This window comes from Paracoccus sp. MKU1 (genome assembly GCF_001447385.1).
Lineage (GTDB): Bacteria > Pseudomonadota > Alphaproteobacteria > Rhodobacterales > Rhodobacteraceae > Paracoccus.
In genome coordinates this window covers 25,802-44,942 of the sequence record NZ_LLWQ01000099.1, presented here as the reverse complement: position 1 = coordinate 44,942, position 19,141 = coordinate 25,802, and the positions used below count along the sequence as shown (strand labels likewise).

General features: G+C 64.7%; 22 protein-coding genes and 1 tRNA gene. 18 read left to right on the top strand and 5 right to left on the bottom strand.

Annotated features, from left to right (window positions below):
* Positions 1-18: 18 nt before the first annotated feature.
* The 3 genes from gpt to fabI are packed head-to-tail and all read right to left on the bottom strand — an operon-like array spanning position 19 to position 1,965.
* Positions 19-516: a xanthine phosphoribosyltransferase gene (gene gpt / locus AQY21_RS06575; protein WP_058096958.1), complete on the bottom strand. Its 498-nt coding sequence runs from the start codon at positions 514-516 to the stop codon at positions 19-21.
* 9 nt (positions 517-525) lie between these two features.
* On the bottom strand, positions 526-1,128 hold the full coding sequence (locus tag AQY21_RS06570) for a LysE family translocator (RefSeq protein ID WP_058096957.1): 603 nt from the start codon (positions 1,126-1,128) through the stop codon (positions 526-528).
* Positions 1,129-1,137: 9 nt separating this feature from the next.
* A complete protein-coding gene (gene fabI / locus AQY21_RS06565) occupies positions 1,138-1,965 on the bottom strand; it encodes an enoyl-ACP reductase FabI (protein WP_058096956.1) in 828 nt (275 codons plus the stop codon).
* A gap of 83 nt (positions 1,966-2,048) precedes the next feature.
* Between fabI and pdxH the strand changes: the two genes are divergently transcribed.
* From pdxH to AQY21_RS29660, 6 genes are all read left to right on the top strand, one after another.
* On the top strand, positions 2,049-2,711 hold the full coding sequence (pdxH, locus tag AQY21_RS06560; RefSeq protein ID WP_058096955.1) for a pyridoxamine 5'-phosphate oxidase: 663 nt from the start codon (positions 2,049-2,051) through the stop codon (positions 2,709-2,711).
* 131 nt (positions 2,712-2,842) lie between these two features.
* Positions 2,843-3,436 carry a cold-shock protein gene (locus AQY21_RS06555; protein ID WP_058096954.1) on the top strand — a complete coding sequence of 198 codons (594 nt, stop codon included), beginning with the start codon at positions 2,843-2,845 and terminating at the stop codon, positions 3,434-3,436.
* Entirely contained in the window at positions 3,433-3,927 is a 495-nt protein-coding gene (locus tag AQY21_RS06550; protein WP_058096953.1) for a DUF192 domain-containing protein, read from the top strand. The genes AQY21_RS06555 and AQY21_RS06550 overlap by 4 nt, the downstream gene beginning before the upstream one ends.
* A gap of 72 nt (positions 3,928-3,999) precedes the next feature.
* Positions 4,000-4,076: transfer RNA gene (locus AQY21_RS06545), tRNA-Pro, on the top strand.
* Positions 4,077-4,484: 408 nt separating this feature from the next.
* Positions 4,485-4,610, top strand: a complete 126-nt coding sequence (locus AQY21_RS29665) for a type II toxin-antitoxin system HicB family antitoxin (RefSeq protein ID WP_238986709.1) — start codon at positions 4,485-4,487, stop codon at positions 4,608-4,610.
* Positions 4,611-4,644: 34 nt separating this feature from the next.
* Positions 4,645-4,824 carry a hypothetical protein gene (locus AQY21_RS29660; RefSeq protein WP_238986708.1) on the top strand — a complete coding sequence of 60 codons (180 nt, stop codon included), beginning with the start codon at positions 4,645-4,647 and terminating at the stop codon, positions 4,822-4,824.
* 95 nt (positions 4,825-4,919) lie between these two features.
* Here AQY21_RS29660 and AQY21_RS29315 read toward each other — a convergent pair whose 3' ends face one another.
* Positions 4,920-5,078 (bottom strand): hypothetical protein, encoded by a 159-nt coding sequence (locus AQY21_RS29315; protein WP_203416423.1) that lies wholly within the window; start codon positions 5,076-5,078, stop codon positions 4,920-4,922.
* A 780-nt stretch (positions 5,079-5,858) separates the two neighbouring features.
* Here AQY21_RS29315 and AQY21_RS06535 point away from each other — a divergent pair.
* The 8 genes from AQY21_RS06535 (at position 5,859) to AQY21_RS06510 (ending at position 13,714) form a co-directional block, all read left to right on the top strand.
* A complete protein-coding gene (locus AQY21_RS06535) occupies positions 5,859-6,278 on the top strand; it encodes a hypothetical protein (protein ID WP_058096952.1) in 420 nt (139 codons plus the stop codon).
* A 351-nt stretch (positions 6,279-6,629) separates the two neighbouring features.
* Positions 6,630-7,079, top strand: a complete 450-nt coding sequence (locus AQY21_RS06530) for a DUF411 domain-containing protein (RefSeq protein ID WP_238986707.1) — start codon at positions 6,630-6,632, stop codon at positions 7,077-7,079.
* A gap of 13 nt (positions 7,080-7,092) precedes the next feature.
* Positions 7,093-7,569, top strand: a complete 477-nt coding sequence (locus tag AQY21_RS06525; RefSeq protein ID WP_058096950.1) for a hypothetical protein — start codon at positions 7,093-7,095, stop codon at positions 7,567-7,569.
* A gap of 112 nt (positions 7,570-7,681) precedes the next feature.
* Positions 7,682-9,202: a DUF305 domain-containing protein gene (locus AQY21_RS06520; protein ID WP_203416421.1), complete on the top strand. Its 1,521-nt coding sequence runs from the start codon at positions 7,682-7,684 to the stop codon at positions 9,200-9,202.
* A gap of 15 nt (positions 9,203-9,217) precedes the next feature.
* Positions 9,218-9,544 (top strand): transposase, encoded by a 327-nt coding sequence (locus AQY21_RS30165; protein WP_082658008.1) that lies wholly within the window; start codon positions 9,218-9,220, stop codon positions 9,542-9,544.
* A gap of 123 nt (positions 9,545-9,667) precedes the next feature.
* Positions 9,668-9,871 carry an IS66 family insertion sequence element accessory protein TnpB gene (gene tnpB / locus AQY21_RS30160; protein ID WP_082658007.1) on the top strand — a complete coding sequence of 68 codons (204 nt, stop codon included), beginning with the start codon at positions 9,668-9,670 and terminating at the stop codon, positions 9,869-9,871.
* A 446-nt stretch (positions 9,872-10,317) separates the two neighbouring features.
* Complete coding sequence (locus tag AQY21_RS06515; RefSeq protein WP_058096948.1) at positions 10,318-12,510, top strand: TonB-dependent siderophore receptor; 2,193 nt, start codon at positions 10,318-10,320, stop codon at positions 12,508-12,510.
* 61 nt (positions 12,511-12,571) lie between these two features.
* Positions 12,572-13,714, top strand: a complete 1,143-nt coding sequence (locus AQY21_RS06510) for a YncE family protein (RefSeq protein ID WP_238986706.1) — start codon at positions 12,572-12,574, stop codon at positions 13,712-13,714.
* Positions 13,715-13,985: 271 nt separating this feature from the next.
* Here the strand turns inward: AQY21_RS06510 and AQY21_RS06505 are convergent, their stop codons facing one another.
* Entirely contained in the window at positions 13,986-14,891 is a 906-nt protein-coding gene (locus AQY21_RS06505; RefSeq protein WP_058096946.1) for a LysR family transcriptional regulator, read from the bottom strand.
* Between the two features lie 145 nt (positions 14,892-15,036).
* Between AQY21_RS06505 and AQY21_RS06500 the strand changes: the two genes are divergently transcribed.
* The 4 genes from AQY21_RS06500 (at position 15,037) to AQY21_RS06485 (ending at position 19,138) form a co-directional block, all read left to right on the top strand.
* Positions 15,037-16,071 carry an ABC transporter substrate-binding protein gene (locus AQY21_RS06500; RefSeq protein ID WP_058096945.1) on the top strand — a complete coding sequence of 345 codons (1,035 nt, stop codon included), beginning with the start codon at positions 15,037-15,039 and terminating at the stop codon, positions 16,069-16,071.
* Between the two features lie 17 nt (positions 16,072-16,088).
* Positions 16,089-16,892: an ABC transporter ATP-binding protein gene (locus AQY21_RS06495; RefSeq protein WP_058096944.1), complete on the top strand. Its 804-nt coding sequence runs from the start codon at positions 16,089-16,091 to the stop codon at positions 16,890-16,892.
* Entirely contained in the window at positions 16,892-17,695 is an 804-nt protein-coding gene (locus AQY21_RS06490) for an ABC transporter permease (protein WP_058096943.1), read from the top strand. Before AQY21_RS06495 ends, AQY21_RS06490 begins: the two co-directional genes overlap by 1 nt.
* A 78-nt stretch (positions 17,696-17,773) precedes the next feature.
* The gene (locus tag AQY21_RS06485; RefSeq protein WP_058096942.1) at positions 17,774-19,138 is read left to right on the top strand and encodes an FAD-dependent oxidoreductase; all 1,365 of its coding nucleotides are present in this window, start codon (positions 17,774-17,776) and stop codon (positions 19,136-19,138) included.
* The last annotated feature ends 3 nt before the right edge of the window (positions 19,139-19,141 follow it).

Below are 19,141 nucleotides of genomic sequence, written 5' to 3'. Positions count from 1 at the left end.
CCCGACATGCCGCGCGGATCAATCCTCGCCGCGATAGGGCTGGACGTATTGCAGCGCCATGTCCCAGGGAAAGAAAATCCAGGTGTCCTGGCTGACCTCGGTCACATAGGTTTCGACCATCGGCCGGCCCTTGGGCTTGGCATAAACGGTCGCGAAATGCGCCTTGGGATACATGGTGCGCACATGTTCCAGGGTGCGGCCGGAATCGACCAGGTCGTCCACCACCAGGATGCCGTCGCCGTCCAGCATCACCGCCGGGTCGGGGGCTTTCAGCACCGTGACCTCGCCGCGCTCCTGCCCGCCCTTGCCGCGATAGGACTTGACCGAGATCGTGTCGATCACGCGGATGTCCAGCTCGCGCGCGACGATCATCGCCGGCACCAGCCCGCCCCGGGTGATGGCCAGGATCGCACGCCATTCGCGATGTTCCAGCCGCCAGGCCAGGGCGCGGGCGTCGCGGTGCAGTTGGTCCCAGCTGATGTGGAATCCGCGTTCATGGGGCAGGCGATCGGTCATGCTGGCTCCTTAGTGGTTGACGATCAACAGCAGGCCCAGCAGCATGATGGCGATGCCGGCGGCCCGGTCGATCCAGAACTTGGCGGCAAAATAGCGCGTGCGCATGATGGCTGTCGACATCAGAACCGCGACCAGCGCATACCAGGACAGCTCGGTCGCAAGGCAGATGCCGTAGATCAGCGCCTGCCGCGCGATGCCCATCGGCTCGGGAAAGACCGACAGGATCAGCGCGGCGTAGAACAGTGCCGGCTTGGGGTTGGAAAGGTTCAGCGCGATCCCGCCCCAATAGCCCCTGGAGGCGCCGCCCGCCGCCTCGGGCAGCGGCTCGGTCGAGGCGCGCCACAGCGTCCAGGCGAACCAGAGCAGATAGAAGCCGCCGAAGATCTTCAGCGCCGTGAACAGGGCGGGGTGCAGCCGGAACAGCACCGCGAGCCCCGCCAGCGCGAAAAGGCACCAGAGCGAGGCGCCCGAGGCCAGCCCCAGCGCATAGGGCAGGGCGCGGCTGCGGCCATGGGCGAAGGCGGTCTGCACGGTGGCGATGATCGCCGGGCCGGGCGTCAGGATCGCCAGCGACAGCGCCGAGACAAGCGCGATGACCTGCTCGACGCTCATCGCGGTGGATCAGTCCTTTTTGGTCGTGGCGATGTCGGGGGCGTCCACCGCCTTCATGCCGACGATGTGATAGCCCGAATCGACGTGGTGCGTCTCGCCGGTGACGCCCGAGCCCAGGTCGGACAGCAGGTAGAGCGCCGATTTGCCGACCTCCTCCTGGCTGACGTTGCGGCGCAGCGGCGAGTTCAGCTCGTTCCACTTCATGATATAGCGGAAATCGCCGATGCCGCTGGCCGCCAGGGTCTTGATCGGCCCGGCCGAGATGGCGTTGACGCGGATGCCGTCCTTGCCGAAATCCTCGGCCAGATAGCGCACCGAGGCCTCCAGCGCGGCCTTGGCGATGCCCATGACGTTGTAATGCGGCATGACGCGCTCGGCGCCGTAATAAGTCAGGGTCAGCATCGAGCCGCCATTCGGCATCATCGCGGCGGCGCGGCGCGCCACGGCGGTGAAGGAATAGACCGAAATGTCCATGGTCATCAGGAAGTTGTCGCGCGTGGTGTCCGCATAGCGGCCGCGCAACTGCTCCTTGTCGGAAAAGCCGATGGCATGGACGATGAAGTCCAGGCTGTCCCAGCGCCCGCGCAGCGTCTCGAACAGCCCGTCGATCGAGGCCTCGTCCGAGACGTCGCATTCGGCCAGCAGGTCCGAGCCGATCTGTGCGGCGAGCGGCTCGACCCGGCGCTTGAGCGCCTCGCCCTGATAGGAAAAGGCCAGCTCGGCGCCTTGGTCGGCCAGCGCCTTGGCGATGCCCCAGGCGATGGACTTGTCATTCGCCAGGCCCATGATGAGGCCGCGGCGACCCTTCATCAGCCCCATACCGCCGTCACTTGACATGATGCTGCCCCTCGCGCTTCTTCGGTTTTCAGCAGGATTAGGGCAACTGCAAGGAGGCATCAAGTGTCGGTAGACAGACAGCCATGAGTGACCGGAGCGGAATTTTTGCGGGCGACGATCCCTTTGCCATCGCCCGGAGCTGGCTGGCCGAGGCCGAGAGGACCGAGCCGAACGACGCCAGCGCCATGGCGCTGGCCACCGTCGATGCGGCCGGCATGCCCGATGTGCGCATGGTGCTTTTGAAGGATATCGAAGGCGCGGGGGCGGACGGTTCCTTTGTCTTCTATACCAATTACGAAAGCGCCAAGGGGGTCGAGATCGAGGCCACCGGCGTCGCCGCCTTCGTCATGCACTGGAAATCCCTGCGCCGGCAGATTCGTGTGCGCGGCCATGTCACCCGGGTCGAGCCGGAACTGGCCGATGCCTATTACGCCTCGCGGCCCTTGCAGTCGCGGATCGGCGCCTGGGCGTCGCAGCAAAGCCGGCCGCTGGCCAGCCGCAACGCGCTGATGGCCGAGGCGGCGCGGCTGGGAATCAACCTCGGATTGAATCCGCCGCGCCCGCCGCATTGGGGCGGATACCGAATCCATCCGGTTCAGATCGAGTTCTGGGCCGATGGCGCCTTTCGCCTGCATGATCGCTTTCGTTGGACAAAAAAAGGTTATCACGGCGAAAACAGCACCTTGCAGGACGAGGGCCAGGAAATTATGCAAAGTTTGTGGCAAGTGTGCCGTCTTAGCCCTTGATGCGGGTTCGGGATTTATCCATGGTATGGAAAACCTGACCAATCCGGCTCTACCTTCGTTCAGTCCAGATCGAAGGACGCGGGACCGGAGTTTCGGGTTGTTTCTGGTTTTCAAACGGGTGACAGGACGACATGGAAGAAGACGACGGGCAACAACGCAAGATTGCGGGCGTCGTGAAATGGTTCGACGGCAGCAAGGGCTTCGGTTTCCTGACCGATCCCGATGGTGGCGCCGACATTCTCCTGCATGCCAATGTGCTGAGGAATTTCGGCCAGAGTTCGGTTGCCGAGGGCTCTCATGTCGTTGCCATGATTCAGAAAACCCCGCGCGGCATGCAGGCGGTCGAGGTGCTGGAGGTCACGCCCCCGGCCAGCGAACCGATGCCGGCCATCGCCGATCTGTGTTCGGCCACGCCGGAGGAGATCGCGCAGCTGCCGCTGCTGCCGGCGCGGGTGAAATGGTTCGACAAGGCCAAGGGCTTCGGCTTCGCCAACATCTTCGCCGAAAAGGCCGATGTGTTCCTGCATGTCGAGGTCCTGCGCCATTCGGGCTTTGCCGACCTGGCCGTGGGCGAGGCCATCGCGCTGCGCGTGGTCGATGGGCGGCGGGGGATGATGGCCGCGCAAATCCTCTCCTGGGAAAGAGCCGCGATCGAGGCGCGGCAGTCGCAACCGGGGGGAGCGGCCGCGCTCGCTAAATTGCGGCTGGTCGCGGGCGCGGTATGAAGTTGCGGGCCGCAACGGTTTTTCTAGCTCTTCTCATCACTGATCCATCCTCGGCCCTTGCGGCCACATGCCATCCCGACCTGGCCCTGTTCCAGGGCCGGGGACAGCCGGTCGAGGTGGCGGTCGAGATCGCCGATTCCGACGAGGAACGCGCGCGGGGCCTGATGTTCCGCCGCGACCTGCCCCGGGGGCAGGGCATGCTGTTCATCTACGAATCGCCGCAGCCGGTCAGCTTCTGGATGCGCAACACGCTGATCGCGCTGGACATGATCTTCATCGACGCGCGGGGCGAGGTGCGCCACGTCCATCCCATGGCCCGTCCGCTGGACGAGACGGCGATTCCCGGCGCCGCGCCCGGCGATCCTGCACCCCAGCGGCTGATGGTGCTGGAGGTGCCGGGGGGCGATGCGGCGCGGCTGGGCATCCATCCGGGCATGGTGCTGTCGCATCCGCGACTGCCGCAAGAGGACGCGCTGGCGCCCTGCGACTGAAGGCTCGCGTCTCGGCGCCGTCGATTTTCCCTTTCCCCCCGCGCGGCCAGCCGCTAGACAGCGCCACAGGTCCGGGGCGTAGCGCAGCCTGGTAGCGCGACGGTTTTGGGTACCGTAGGCCGGAGGTTCGAATCCTCTCGCCCCGACCACCACTTGGCTACTTCTGGCCCTCACCGGTTTGCAGATGTGTGCAGCGGGCCGCCCTTCCAGGATTTCCTCTGGCATCCAGAAGATCTCGGTGCGATGGCGAATGCCACAAGGCGCTGAAGGTGCCGTTCCGATCATCACCGACCTTCCCGCCGATCTTGTCGCGTCGGTCCGGGGTCTGTTGCCTGATCCGCGGATGGGAGAATCCTCCAGGTTCTGAAGGCAGCGGGATTCGAGGGGGTTTCGAAACGAGGATCGCACCTGAAGCCGAGAAAGGGCGAAAGGACCGCGACCGTACCGCACCTGAAGAAGGACCTGGGAGCCGCCCGCAGCATCAACGGGCCGAACTCTTGTAAGCCCGGTTCATCTGCCCTCCACAATTTTGCGGTTCTACAAATCGGGAAACCACCATGATCTTGCATTCCGCCATCGTCCATCGGGACCCCGGCTCGGCCTATGGCCTGACTTTTCCCGACCTGCGGGGCTGCTTCGCCGCGTCCGATGGCTGGGACGAAGTCCCGAAAAGCGGCCACTGAGGCTCTCAAGCCATGGTTCGAGGATCGGGCGGAGGTGACGCTCTCGCCGCTTGATCCCCTCCGCCAGCGCGAGAATGTTGCCCCTGCGCTGTTCGAAGGCGCCACCCTGATCGCGACCCCCTATATCCCGACGGACGGGGCGCTGGAGCGAGTGAACCTCTCGATTGAACGTGGCCTCCGGCGCGCCATCGACGCTGGAAAGCGCGCGGGGTGACCAGATCTTCCGTTCTGGCCTCGGCCGCGCGGCATGAGATCACCGGCGCCAGAAACGCATGAAGGCCCGCCCGGAGTGACCGGGCGGGAGTACAATCAATTTTGCCGCTGTGCTGCTCGCTCTTCCGCGTCGAGCTTGGCCACTATCGCATCGAACAAGCGATCGGCTTCATCGTCCGTGAGCTGCTTGTCTTTCTGCCCCTCAGCCTTCCGGTGGTCCGGGTCGTGTAGCTCGGGCACAAATTTTTGCCCCATCTCTCCCCCTCCATCTGACTGATGCGAGGGAGGCTAGCACGGTGGCAAAGGGAAGCCGAATCGCGGCATCGGCGCTGGCGGATTTTCGCCGATCTGCGTTGCATCAGGCAGAGACCGATCGGGGCGGTGTAATTCTTGCGGTTCAGCCGTAGCGGCTGGAACAAATCGGCACCCGCATGGAGGCAAGAGGGGGCAGGCGTAAGGACGGGTAGACCTCACCCCGTGCGCCCTCGCTGGCCCGTTTGGCGAAGCTGCGGCGATCCCGCGCAGGCCCGCGCCGATTTCGTTCAGGTCCTTCCATCGGCCGGAGCCTTCGTCCGGGATCCGTGACAAGCCATTCCCATGCCTGCGTTTCCCCCAAGACGGCCGCCACGAATGGAGCGGCGACCGTCAGGCCGGCGACGGCGACCCGGCCAGCGCCACTTCGTGGGGCGCGCGCCGCGGTCAGGCGCTGCTCGACGCGGTACATGGCTGTCGAATCCGCAGTCCGAGGTCTCGACCACGATCACGGCGCGGATTTGGTCCTCGCCCGCGCCAACCGGGCGCCCGACGCGGGCCATATTGGTGAGCCGCGTGGTGCGGCCCATGAACCCTATCAGAATCATGCGTTTCTGCATGAAAAGGCCCCGCGCGGGCGGGGCGGTCGGATAGGGTTGAAGCTTGGCAAAGTCGGCCATTCAGCGGTCGGCGGCGGCTTTTCGCCAGAGCATGTTTTTGTGATGCGACGTCCGCATTGGCCGAACTATATGCTGTGCTGGATGCTGCCCGGGAGCATGAACGATGAAACTGGCACCGACACTGATGACCGCCATGGTTGTTGCCGTAACGGCCGCTGCTCCGGTCCCGGCCGATCCGGGGCGCGGCAATGGTAAAGGCGGCCTTGCGCGTCATCACGACGACCGCGGCTACAGGGACATTCATCGCGCACAGGCGCGCTATGTTGCCGATTGCCCGCCTGGACTCGCCAAGAAGAACCCTCCTTGCGTTCCGCCTGGTCAGGTCGGCAAGCGTTTCGGTACCCGGGTCGGCGATACGCTTCGAAGCGGCAATTACGTGTTGATCCGCGACCTGGACCGATACGGCCTGGAGCAACGCCGCGGATGGAACTACTACCGGGACAATGACCGGATTTATCGGATTGACAGCGGCACCAGAAAGATTCTCGCGGTCCTGAACCTGATTGATGCTTTCTCGAACTGAGTGACGCTGGGCATCAGGCGTCCGCCCTGCGCCAGAGGCGGCGTAGCAGCGCCAGGCCAGGTTCGCGGCCAAAGGCGAAGCCTCGGAGGCGCGCGCCCGCCTCGCGCAGGCGTCGGACGCTGCGCGAGCATTCCGGACTGGGTTCGGCCGGGCCCCCTCGATCCCTTGCCCGATCCGGGTTGAAGACGGGGTGGGAGCGCGGCCTGTCCGGGCTCGCGACAACTTGCCGCGGGATGCAGGCGCCTGCTCACCTCTTCGTGGCTGGCGCCCGGCCCGGCGCGGCAGGACAATGGCATCTGCAAGCGAGGTTTGACGATGCCAGATCCTATCATTAGCCGACGCGCCGCCTTGATGGCCGCTGGTATCCTTTCCCTGTTAGTTGTCCTGCCCGGGCACCTGCGGGCCGAGACGCTGCCGCTGGTAACGGTGACCAAGGACCCCGGTTGCGGCTGCTGCGGCGGCTGGATCGACCATATGCGCGCCGCCGGCTTTCCGGTCCGGGCGGTGAACTCGGACGACGTCTACAGCCTCAAGGAACGGCTGGGCGTTCCGCTCGACCTGGCCTCTTGCCACACGGCCGAGGTCGACGGCTATGTGATCGAGGGCCATGTTCCGGCAGGTGCCATCCGCCGCCTTCTGGCCGAACGGCCGACGGCCATCGGCCTTGCGGCGCCGGGGATGCCCGTCGGTTCGCCCGGCATGGACCTCCCCGGCGTCGAGCCGGAGACCTATGAGGTGCTGCTGTTCGATGCTTCGGGCTACAAGACCTATTCGCGCTTCCACGGCGCCGAGGAGATCTGATCGAAGGCCCTGCATGATCGCCCAACCCGTGACCAGTCTGTTTGCATTGTGCCCTGGCAAGCGCCGGCCGAGAGGCGGCGGCGCTGTGATCGGGCGGGTGCAGGTGGCGTTCCGGTTGCGGGGCGACCGGCTGCGCCATCTGTCAATCATGCTCTTGCTGCTGGCCTTGGGCGCCGTTCTTTTGCAGCCGGTGGCGCATGCGGGTCCGGGAGGACATCCCGCCCATCAGGATGTCGCCGCAATCACGCAACCTTGCACCGATTCCCATGCATCGGGCGAGGGGACGGCCGTCGAACACTGCGATTCCGGCACGGCAGGGTTCGGCCTGCTGGATTGCTGCCAGGCATGCCTGGTCGCTGCCATCCTTCCCGAACCCCAGCCGCTGCCGCCTTTTCCGGGCAACGGTCACCTGAGCAGCATGAGGCCGGACCCCTCGGGGCGAATCCCCGCTGCTATCCTGAGGCCGCCACGTCTGACTGCGACTGCCTGAGTCACGTGCCTGTCCGAGAGGGCTCTGGCCCCTCGGGCCGCTCCCATCAGACGAATACGGAGTCCAGCGCCGGAAAGTGGCGCCGCTTCTCCGATGCCAAAGGATGAAAACAATGACACGAGCTGCAATCGCCCTTTCCGTCGGTCTCCTGACCGGCTTGCCCAGTTTTGCTCTGGCGCAAGCGGAGCATGGCGCCCATCGTCCCGGAAACGCGCAGGTGCAAATCGAGCCGGCCCCCGCTCCCACGGCCCGCTCCGCCACGATGCCCCTGATGCAGGGAATGCCGGAGCAGTCCAGGGCCATGATGCGGGCCATGCCTCCGGAATGCAGGGATGCGCTTCACCAGGTGATGCCGGGAATGATGGGTCCGTCCCCTGCGGAGACGCCGGCCCCCGACCACCTTCCCGCGTTCACGAAGGCCAATATCGATGCAATGAACGACATGCATGGGCCGATGATGGAGGGAGTCCTGGCAGATGACCCCGACCTCGCCTTCGTCCGGGGCATGATCCCGCACCATCGGGGCGCGATCGACATGGCGAAGATCGTTCAGCAATATGGGGATGATCCGCAAACGCGGGAGTGGGCTGCCCAGATCATCGAGGCGCAGGAACGCGAGATCGCTGCAATGCAGACATGGCTGGAGATCAATGCCGGCCAGGAACCGGCCATCCGTGGTCAGGCAGGTGGAACGGTCTATTCGGCCAATGAAGGCGGCAATTCCATCAGTGCCATCGATCTCGGCACCGCAGCGGTGGTCTCGGTTTCGGTCCCGATCGCGCCTCATAACGTCGATCTGACGCCGGATGGCAGGCTGCTGCTGGCAGTCGGAGAGCCTGTCACCGAAGGGGATCACGGCACGAAGGGTCACGGTCACGGTGTCGCCGAAGGGCTGCTGGTCATTCTAGATCCGCAGAACCTCTCGGCGTCCGGGGCGACGGTCCCGGTGGGCGCTCATCCGGCCCATGTGGTTGCCGACCGGCTGGGCCGGGCCTATGTCTCCTTGGCCGGCGGTGACGAGATCGCCGTGGTGGATCTGACGCAGGTCAAGGTCATCGCGCGCGTCGCGACGGGCGGCTACCCGCACGGCCTGCGCCTGAGCCCGGACGAGGCCGAACTCTACGTCGCCAATGTCGAGGACGGCTCGGTGTCCGTGATCGACACGGCAAATCTTGCCGAGGTTGCCCGTATTCCCGTCGGTGCCGCGCCCGTCCAGGTCGGCTTCACGCCTTCGGGCGATCGGGCCTATGTCTCGCTTCGCGATGAGAACCGGGTGGCGGTCATCGACACGGTATCCCGGCAGATCACCGGCAAGGTGGATGTCGGGCCGAAGCCGATCCAGGTCTTCGCGACTGCGGACGGTGGTTCGGTCTATGTGGCCAACCAGGGCACAGAGGCGGAGCCGAACGACACCGTATCCGTGATCGACACGGCGACCGGGCAGGTGGTGAAGACCATCACCACCGGCGGCGGCGCCCACGGCGTGTCGGCCTCGGCCGATGGGGCCTATGTGTTCGTGACGAACATCGCCGATGACAGCGTCTCGGTGATCGATGCCGAAAGCGGCACGGTGCTTCAAACAATTCCTGTTGGGGATCGGCCCAACGGCATTGTTTACGGGCGGTCGAACTGACGGAAATACGGGCGAGTGGCGCCGGAGCGATCCGTAAGCGCTCTCTGCGGCGCACCTCGCGGCCGGCATCCTGATCGGTTCATTGGACCGGGACGGTTTGGGGATGGGTTTCCCCCGGCTGGCGGTCGCAGTCGTCGGAACCGGACATGGCCGGATGAGGTGAAGGCGCGGACCGTGGCGGAGCCCTTGCTGCACGGCGTCACGGTGAACGAGGTGGCGCGACGGCATGATGTTCCTGCGACCCACATCCTTCGTGGCGGGCGCTGGCGCGGACAGGTCGGCTGGAACTGCCTGAGCCGGAGGATCCGGTTAGTGCGCCGCACTGACAGTCGGCCCAGTTGAGGATGCGCCGTGCGCCGATGTCGGTGCCGCGGTTGGGCCGGAGATTGTCTCGGGCGCATTGGTGATCCGTTCGGAACCCCTGGCCTCGGCTGGGCGGATTGCGTCGGTCTCTGGGTGCGGATCATGGTGGCCATGAAGCCTGTTGACTTCGGGAAGGGTCATGACGGCCTGCGCGCTGGTCGCATCGACGCTGCGCAAAGATCCTTTCACCGGCACGGTGTTTTCCGTTCGCGCCGGACGGACCGGCTGAAGCCTTTGTATTGGGACGGCACGGATCTGGCATTCGGGGCGTGCCTCGAACCGGTGGCGGCTTGGGCGGTTGCATGATCTGGTGGGTAGAGAGAGAGCGGGTCGGGCGAGTTGCAGCCGTTTCGAGATCTTCTGCGCGACCACCTCAGCGCGACCTGGCCGCTCGGTCCGGGAGATGAGGTGTCCGGCGGGCCGGGTCTGCGCCGCCTGATCCGGAAGCCGCCCGCGGCTCTCCCTGAGAAGCTCGTAAGTTTCAGCAAGCTGGGGTTGGCAATCTTATCTGCGCCAAACTTGCTCCCAATCCGTTGGATGCCGTTTAATACGCTCGGAGCATGGTTGCCCGCGTAAGCCGTCTGATATCGCTACTTCGGCAGCGCACGGTTGATCGCCGGCTTGTTGCAGAATTGTCGCAAGCCTGCGCCATCTGCCGACTCCGCTTGATCGCCGGCCCTAGCGGCGGGAATAGCAGGCACCGGAGCTAGCCGCATGCAAGCCGAAACCCGAACCGTATCGGATGGCTTGCCATGACACACTCACCACCAATTTCTTTCGCCGATCGTGCGCGGCAGACCACGGCGCTTGGTGCCGGCATCCTGGCGCTGCTGGCCTGCCCGGCCCTGGCCCAGCAGGCCGACGTGACCACCGACGGCACCGTTACCCTGGAGGAGGTGACGATCACGGCTGCGCCCGGCACCGAGACCGAAGGCACGAACAGCTGGACCACGGAATGGATGCGCTCGGCCACCGGCCTGGTTCTGAGCCAGAAGGAGACGCCGCAATCCACCAGCGTCATCACCGATGCGCAGATGAAGGACCGCAACATCACCACCGTCGCCGAGACGATGGACGCGGCCACCGGCATCACCGTGCAGGCCTATGAAAGCGATCGCATCAACTACTATTCGCGCGGTTTCTTCATCAATACCTATCAGTATGACGGCGTGCCGGTGCCGCGCGACGGCACTTGGCAGTTCGGCGACAACAACCCCGATATGGCGCTCTATGACCATGTCGAGATCGTGCGCGGTGCCACCGGGCTGATGCAGGGCGCGGGCGAGCCCGGCGCCTCGATCAATTTCATCCGCAAGCGCCCGACCAAGGAGTTCCAGAACCAGGCCGCCGTCTCGCTGGCCTATCCCAAGGGCGCGCGCGTGGAATCGGATGTCTCGGGGCCGCTGAATGGCTCGGGCACGGTGCGGGGCCGACTGGTGAGTGTGGTGGACAGTCGGGATGGCACGCTCGACGGCTATCACAAGGACAAATATGCCCTGTTCGGCGCTCTGGACGTGGATATCGACGAGAATACGCTGCTGAGCACCGGCATCACCTATCAAAAGACCAAGACCGACAACGTGACCTGGGGCGGGTTGCCGCCGTTCTATACCGACGGTGGGCTGATCGACTGGCCATGGGGTTCGACCGTGGGCACCGACTGGACCTATGGCGACACCGAAAAGACCGAGGTCTTCGCCTCTCTGGAACATGTGTTCCAGAACGGCTGGACCGGCCGGCTGGTCTTCAATCACATGCGCAACGAACTCGATACGCAACTGGCTTGGTTCGTCGGCGCGCCCGACCGTGCCACGGGCGAGGGGCTCTCGCTGTCCTCGGCGACGCGCTATGTGGGATATTTCCGGCAGAACTCGCTGAACGCGGTGCTGAACGGCGATTTTCAGGCCATGGGTCGCGAACACCAATTCGTCGTCGGCGCGATAGCCTCTGACGGCAAGATGCATCATGACGGCTATGGCGCCCTTCGGCCTTTGCCCCCGGTTGGCAGCATCTTCGACTGGAACGGTGGTCCCGCCGAACCGACATGGTCGCCGACCCGCACCTACTGGGCCGAATCCGAAACCCGTCAATATGCGCTCTACGGGACGCTCCAGTTCCACGCGACCGATCAGCTGAGGGTGCTGGCGGGTGCCCGTGCCAATTGGTGGAAGGGCAAGGAGACCGGCAACAATTCGCTGCCGTTCGAATATTCCTATGACGGGGAGATCACGCCCTATCTGGGCTTCACCTATGACCTCAACCCGGTCTGGACGGCCTATGGCAGCGTCTCCAGCATCTATCAGCCGCAGTTGAGCCAGGACGAGGAAGGCAATTACCTCGACCCGACCTATGGCTGGAACTATGAGCTGGGCGTCAAGGGCGATCCCTTGAACGGGGCGCTCTACGTCTCGGCTGCAATCTTCCAGACCGATCAGAAGGATGTGGCGGAATATGTGCGCTGGGACGACGACTTGCAGCGCAGTATCTATCGCAGCATAGACGGAACCACGACGCGCGGCTTCGAGCTTGAGGCGGCGGGTGCCATCAACGACCGCTGGAACGTCTCGGCCGGCTATACCTTCCGCATCTCGAAGGACAAGGACGGTACGGAGCTTTACACCCACCAGCCGCGCCACACGTTGAAGCTAGCGACGGATTACCGCCCCATAGGCATCTTCGACGAAAAACTGACGGTGGGCGGTGCAATGCGTTGGCAAAGCCATACGATCAGCATGCCGTGGGATGGTGAATCGATGGGTGTGCGGCAGGGATCCTATGCTGTCTTCGACCTCAACGCCGCTTACGACATCGGTGAGCGGACGGGTGTGACGCTCAGCGTGAACAACATCTTCAACGAGAAATACTACGCCACGACCGGTTTCTACGATCGGGTGGTCTATGGCGACGAACGCAGCGTCGAACTGACACTGCGAGCGAAGTTCTGAACGTATGCTTGAGGGTAACTACATGTGCTTCAATCGTCCTCTTTTGTCGAAAGCCTCTGCCTTGGCCGGGTTGCTGACGTTTTCCCTCGTGGCCGGGGTGGGATTGCCGCTTGCCGCGCAGGACGCCCCGACCGAGCCCGCGGCGCTGACCGCCGCCGAGCTCGCCCCCGCCGTGATCCGCACCGACAGCATTCCCGGCGCCTATGAGGTGGTGCATTGGGCCGGGGAAGGGCTGGTCTTCGTCGCCTCGACCCCGTCCTTCGACAAGGGCACCGCGGGTTTCATCCATGTGCTGGACGCCACCGACCTGCGCCCGATCCGGCAGATCCAGTTGCCGCGCCGGCCCTTCGCGCTGGCGCTGGACCGCAGCACCGGGCGGCTTTACGCGGGCAATACGCTCGACGGCTCGCTGACCGTTATCGATGCGCGGGGTGGGCAAGTCCTCGACACCATCCAGCTGGGACAGCCCGAGGGCGAGGGGTTTGAGCATACCCGCATGATCGTGCTGGACGAGGAGAAGGGCCTTGCCTTCGTGACCAGCCCCGGCCAGAAGGGCGTGACCTGGATCGTCGACACCAAGGCGGGCAAGCTTGCGCACCGGATCGAGGGCGGGCTCTGGACCGCCGGCGCCGCCTATGACGGCGGGGCAGGGCGCTTCTACGCCAGCGGCGGCGGCATCGAGGAGATCGCGGTGATCGACACGGTCGGCGGCGCGCGGATCGGCGCATTCTCGACCGGCGACACGACCGAGGAGGGGGCCGAGGCCTCGCAGCATTTCTTCGTCAACCTGGCGATTGATGTCGAAGGCCAGCGGCTGTTCGCGGCCGATGCCAACAAGGGCGTGCTCTATGTCTTCGACATCGCCAGCGGCAAGGTGGTTGCGCAGATTCCGGTCGGCACCGGCGCGCTGGACGTTGCCTACAACCCGGCGCGGTCAGAGATCTATGCCACCTGGCGCGGGGTCGAGCGCGAGGCAAAGACCGGCACCGGCGGGCTTCTGGTGATCGACGCGCAGGGCTATGCGGTCAAGCAGCGCATTCCCTTGCCGACGCACCCCAACAGCCTGGAGGTCGGCGAGGACGGCCGGACCCTGTTCCTGACGGTGAAGGCGCCGCATGACAAGGAGCATCCCGATTATCGCGAGGGCGCGCTGGATTCGGTCGTCCGGGTGGATATGGAGCGGCTGGCCAGCATGGGCAATTGATCGCCGCCTTTTGCCGAAAGCCTGGCTGGTCCGCCTTGCTCCGGACCAGCTGGTTCTGCGCGGGATACCAGTCCTCGGCCAACTGCGAGCGGAGTCTGGCCGGTGCAATCGCCCCCCCGCTGCGCGAGATGAAGGCCCCGCACGTGGGCCGGTTTCTGAACCTGCGCCGATCGGCCTAAACGCCAACCGGGCCTTGATCGCGGCGGGATGAAAGACCGATGGCAGGTCAGGAAGGCCGCCCTCTCGGGCTGTGCTTGCGCGGCAACGCCCGTCAGGAGTCCAGACGCATACTTGCCATTTCCCTTGTTAGCGCGTTGCACATCAGGTGCTTGGCGGGGTCGATCGGGCTTGAGGTCGATACGAAGATCCCTACCCGGATGTTGGCAAGCATCTCTTGGATCAGCGGCACAAAGCGGAGCTGGCCGTCTTCGATGTCGTCGTAGAAGCCGATCTTGGTATAAAGCCCGATGCCGTGGCCGCCCAGGATCATTTGCTTCGCGAGAAACAATGTGTTCGTGAAAATATGTGTCGACAGCGGTGTAACCAATGTCGTGATGGCCTGATCGATGATCGAGTTGCCGCCTCGGGCATCGATGGTGCGCACCAGCCTGTAGGCGGCAATGTCGTCGAGTGTGACGCTGGTCCGGCCTGCGAGCGGATGGTCGGGACGAACAATGACGCCGAAGGGCGCGGACTTTTCGGATAGCAGCCTGACGCCAGGATGGTCCGAGAACGTAAAGGCGATTCCGATCTCGGCCGCGCCGCTGGCCACGGCCTGCACCGCGTCCTCGGGTTGGGCGGTGGTGACGGAGATCGAGATGTCGGGATAGATCTTTCCGAACTCGTTCATCGCCCGGGGCAGACAGCCCATCGCAATCGAATCGATCGTGCAGATGTTGATATGCCCCGTGCGCAGATCGCGCATGTCGTCGATCAGGATCTTGGTGCGCTCGAAATCGTGAAGCACCGTGCGGCAATGCTCAAGCAGGATCGCGCCCACGGCCGTGAGCTCCACGCCCTCCGGGGTGCGGTCGAAGATCGAGACGCCCAGCCGCTGCTCGACGTTGAGGATCTTGCGGTTGACCGAGGTGGACGAAACGTTGAGCAGCTGCGCCGCCTTGCGGATCGACCGCTGCCGGGCGACCTCGTCGAAATACTTCAGGAAGCTGGTATGCATATTGCCTCGATGCGAGAGGGGGCGATGCGTTTTCCGCACCACTGTTGGTAAAACTTTCTCCTATCTGCACCGCCCCTGCAACGCTAAAGTCGGTTCAACAAGGTCGAAACAAGGGCCGCCCTATCCCCAACAGAGAGATGGAAAGATGCGATACAGAACAAAGCTCGACCGGCGCAGTCTGTTGCAGGGCATGGCGGCCCTTGGGACCGCCTTTGTCGGAACCCGGATCAGTATCGAACGGGCCTGGGCCGCTGATATCCATACGATCAAGCTTCAGCTTGGCTGGCTGGCGGGGAACGGTATCCTGGGGGAACTGGCTGCCGATCAGAACGGCTATTTCGCCGAGGAAGGGCTGGCGCTGGAAGTCGTCGCCGGAGGTCCGAACGTGGATGGCGTTGCCTCGGTCGCGTCGGGGCGGGCCGAGATCGGCTCGATCAGCTCCAGCCCGTCGCTGATGCTGGCGCGCTCCCAGGGGCTGCCGGTCAAGTGCATCGCGGCAGGGTATCAGCAGCATCCCTTTACCTACTTCTCGCTCGAGAAGAACCCGGTGCGGGAGCCGAAGGATCTGATCGGCAAGACCGTCGCCACCAACGGCACCGCGCGGATTCTGTTGCAGGCGCTGCTGGCCGCCAACGGCATTCCCGAGGATCAGGTCGAGGTGCTGGTGATGGGCGCGGACATGTCGCCGCTGTTGACGGGCCAGGCCGATGTGGTGACCGGCTGGAAGACCAATGTCAGCGCCTTGTCCGTGCTGGGGCCGGAACGGGTCGACATGACCCTGTGGGATGCGGGCATCAAGCTTTACGCCAATCCCTATTACGTCACCGACCGGTCGCTGAACGAAAACCCCGAGCAGGTCCGCGGGATGTTGCGCGCGATCGCACGCGGCTGGGGCTGGGTGCATGACAATCCCGAAGCCGCTGTCGACATCCTCGTGTCGCGTTATCCGAACCTTGACCGGGAAGCCGAACTCGCAGCGGTGGGTTCCGTCGTCGAATACAGCTTCAACGAGGCGACGCGCGAACGCGGTTGGGGTACGATGACCCGCGAAAACTGGCAGGCGCAGATCGACATCTACGATCGCCTTGGCCAGTTCGAAGGCGGGGCGCCTGCGGTCGACGATGTCATGACCCTTTCGGTGCTGGATGAAATCGCCGCAGTGCGGCCGGTATATGGTTGAACGACATGATGGAACCCATGGAAACCCTTGTGGGGCAGCCGGTCGGTGCGGCACGGGTGAACGCTCCGGCGGCCAGGCTGGACGCGGCAACGGTCCGCTTCGGAACCTATACCGCGATCGACAAGCTTGACCTGGAGCTTGAGGCCGGTGCGTTCTACACCATCCTCGGCCCGTCGGGATGCGGCAAGTCCACGCTGCTGCGGCTGGTCTCGGACCTGATCCCCGCCGCGGGGGGCGATGTCTCGATCTTCGGCAAGACGACCGAAGAGGCACGGCTGGCGCGGGAATTCGCCTTCGTCTTTCAGGATGCCGCCCTGCTGCCGTGGCGGTCGGCCCTGAAGAATGTCGAGCTGCCGCTGGAAATCGGGCGCAAGCGCGGGGCCGTGATCCCGACCGGGCCGCGCAGCCCCCGCGAATTGCTGGAGCTGGTCGGCCTGAAGGGCCGCGAAAACGCCCTTCCGCATGAACTGTCGGGCGGGATGCGCCAACGCGTCGCCATTGCGCGCGCGCTGCTGTGCCAGCCCAAGCTGCTGCTGATGGACGAGCCCTTCGGCGCCCTGGACGAGATGACCCGCGACCGGCTGAACCTTCAGCTGCTGGACATCTGGCGGGAAACGGGAACGACGATCCTGTTCGTGACCCATTCCATTTCCGAGGCGGTTTTCCTGGGACAGAAGGTGATCATGCTGCGCGCCAATCCCGGACGTCTGCGCGAAATCGTCGATATCGACCTGCCCGAACCGCGCCAGATGAGACTGCGCGATACGCCCGAATTCAATCGGTATTGCAGCTATCTGCGCGAACTTCTGGAGACCTGCTGATGGCTGCCATCGAAAACCTTCCCATCGCCGATCCCCAGGCCCTCGCCCGCAGCACGGCGCGCAGGGCAAGGCTGATCTCGACCATCGTGCCGATCGGAACCGCCGTCGCGCTGATCGGACTGTGGCAACTGGGGGTCAGGGCCTTTGGCGTCCCGACCTATATCGCCCCCGCGCCGTCGGATGTCGCCGTCACCTTTGTCGAGAAGTTCCCGCTGCTGATGCAGAACTTCTGGCCCACCTTCTTCGAAAGCGTGGCGGGATTCGTGGTGGGCAACCTTGCCGCCATCCTGATCGCGGTGGCCTTCGTCCATTCCCGCAATGTCGAGCGGGCGTTCTTCCCGATCGCCGTCTTCGTCAACACCATCCCGATCCTGGCCATCGCGCCGATCCTTGTGCTGATCTTCGGGCCGGGCATGACGGCAAAGGTGGTGATCGCCGCGCTGATCTGCTTCTTCCCGACGCTGGTCAACATGGTGCGCGGTTTGCAGTCGGTCAGCCCGCAGACGCTGGAACTGGCGCGGATCCTGTCGGCGTCGAAGGCCGAGGTCTTCTGGAAGATGCGCTTGCCGTCGTCGCTGCCGTTCCTGTTCTCGGCGCTGAAGATCTCGGCCACCACCTCGGTCATCGGTGCCATCGTCGGCGAATGGGTCGGGGCGGATCTGGGCCTGGGTGCGCTGATCATCGACGCGACCTTCAATTTCAACTCGCCGCTGCTCTACGCCACGGTGCTGATGTCCTCGGGGCTGTCCGTCCTGATGTTCGCCCTGGTCACGCTGGCCGAACGCCGGATCGTGCGCTGGTAACCTGAGACCATTCGAAACAACCGGAAATCGACGCCGCGGGCCTGACCCGCCCCGGCGTGACAGGAGGAGTTTGTCCAAATGACCGATCGCATCAGGGATTTTCTCACCGCCAGGGCCGAGCAGGTGCCGGTCGTCAGCGACACCGATGTGGTGGTGATCGGCGCGGGGCCGGCGGGTCTGTCCGCCGCCGTGTCGGCCGCCCGGAACGGGGCGCGGGTGACGCTGGTGGAACGCTATCACCATCTCGGCGGCATGGCGTCGGGCGGCATGGTCCTTGTGCTGGACGACATGGTGAATGACGGGACCGAGATTGTCACCACCGGCATCGTCAGCGAATTCGTGGACCGGATGCAGCGCCAGGACGGCGCCGTCTTTCCCCCGCCCGAAGATTGCCAGACCAATTGGGAAATGTGGCAGAAATGGGCGCGTTGGGGCTGCATCGACTTTCACAAGCAGGGCATGCCGCAACCGATCATCCATGCCGTCGCCTTCGACCCCGATGCCTGGAAGCGCGTCAGCCTGGACCTGGTCGCCGAGGCCGGGATCGAGCTGCGCACCCATAGCTGGTTTTCCGAAGCCATCGTCGAGAACAACCGCGTCACCGGCGTGATCGTGCAGACCAAGCTGGGCCGGCAAGCGATCCGGGCACGGATGGTGGTGGATGCCTCGGGCGATCTGGACGTGGCGGCCTCGGCGGGCGCGTCCTTCGCGACCGGGCAGTTCATCGTCACGACCGTCTTCCGGCTGATGGACGTGGACACCGCCAGGGCGGAAGCGTTCGAGTACGAGAACCCCGAAGCCTTCAAGGCGCTGGACCGCCAGGCAAGGCGCGTCATCGGCGGGGCCTGGGGGATGTGGTGGCTGAAGACGCCGCTGCCCGGCGTCGTCTGGTGCAACTGCCCGCATATGCCGGGCTATGACGGCCTGTCGCCGGAGCACATGGTCGAGGCCGAATATGAAGGCCGCCGCCGGATGATGGCGCTGCTGGAATTCGCCCGCGCCAACCTGCCGGGCTTCGAGAATGCCAGGATGCTGGGGGCGGCCGAGCAGATGGGCATCCGGCAGACGCGGCTGTTGCAGGGCGAATACATCGTCACCAAGGACGACGTGAAGAAGCGGCGCCATTTCGCGGACTCGGTCTGCCGGGGCAGGGATTACTATACCCCCTATCGGGCGCTGCTGCCCCGGGGGATCGACAACCTGATCGTCGCCGGACGGCACTATTCGGTCGAAAGCGAGGCGCAGAAGCAATCGCGCGAAATTCCCCCCTGCATGGCCCAGGGCGAGGCTGCCGGCGTGGCCGTGGCCAAGGCGCTTCAGGCCAACTGCGCGCTGCGCGACGTCGATGTCAGGGCCATCCAGAAGCAGATGCGGGCGCAGGGCGCCGATCCGGGCGACATGCCCTCGGCCAATGCGCTGATCGAACCAATCGCCGCCGCCTGAGAA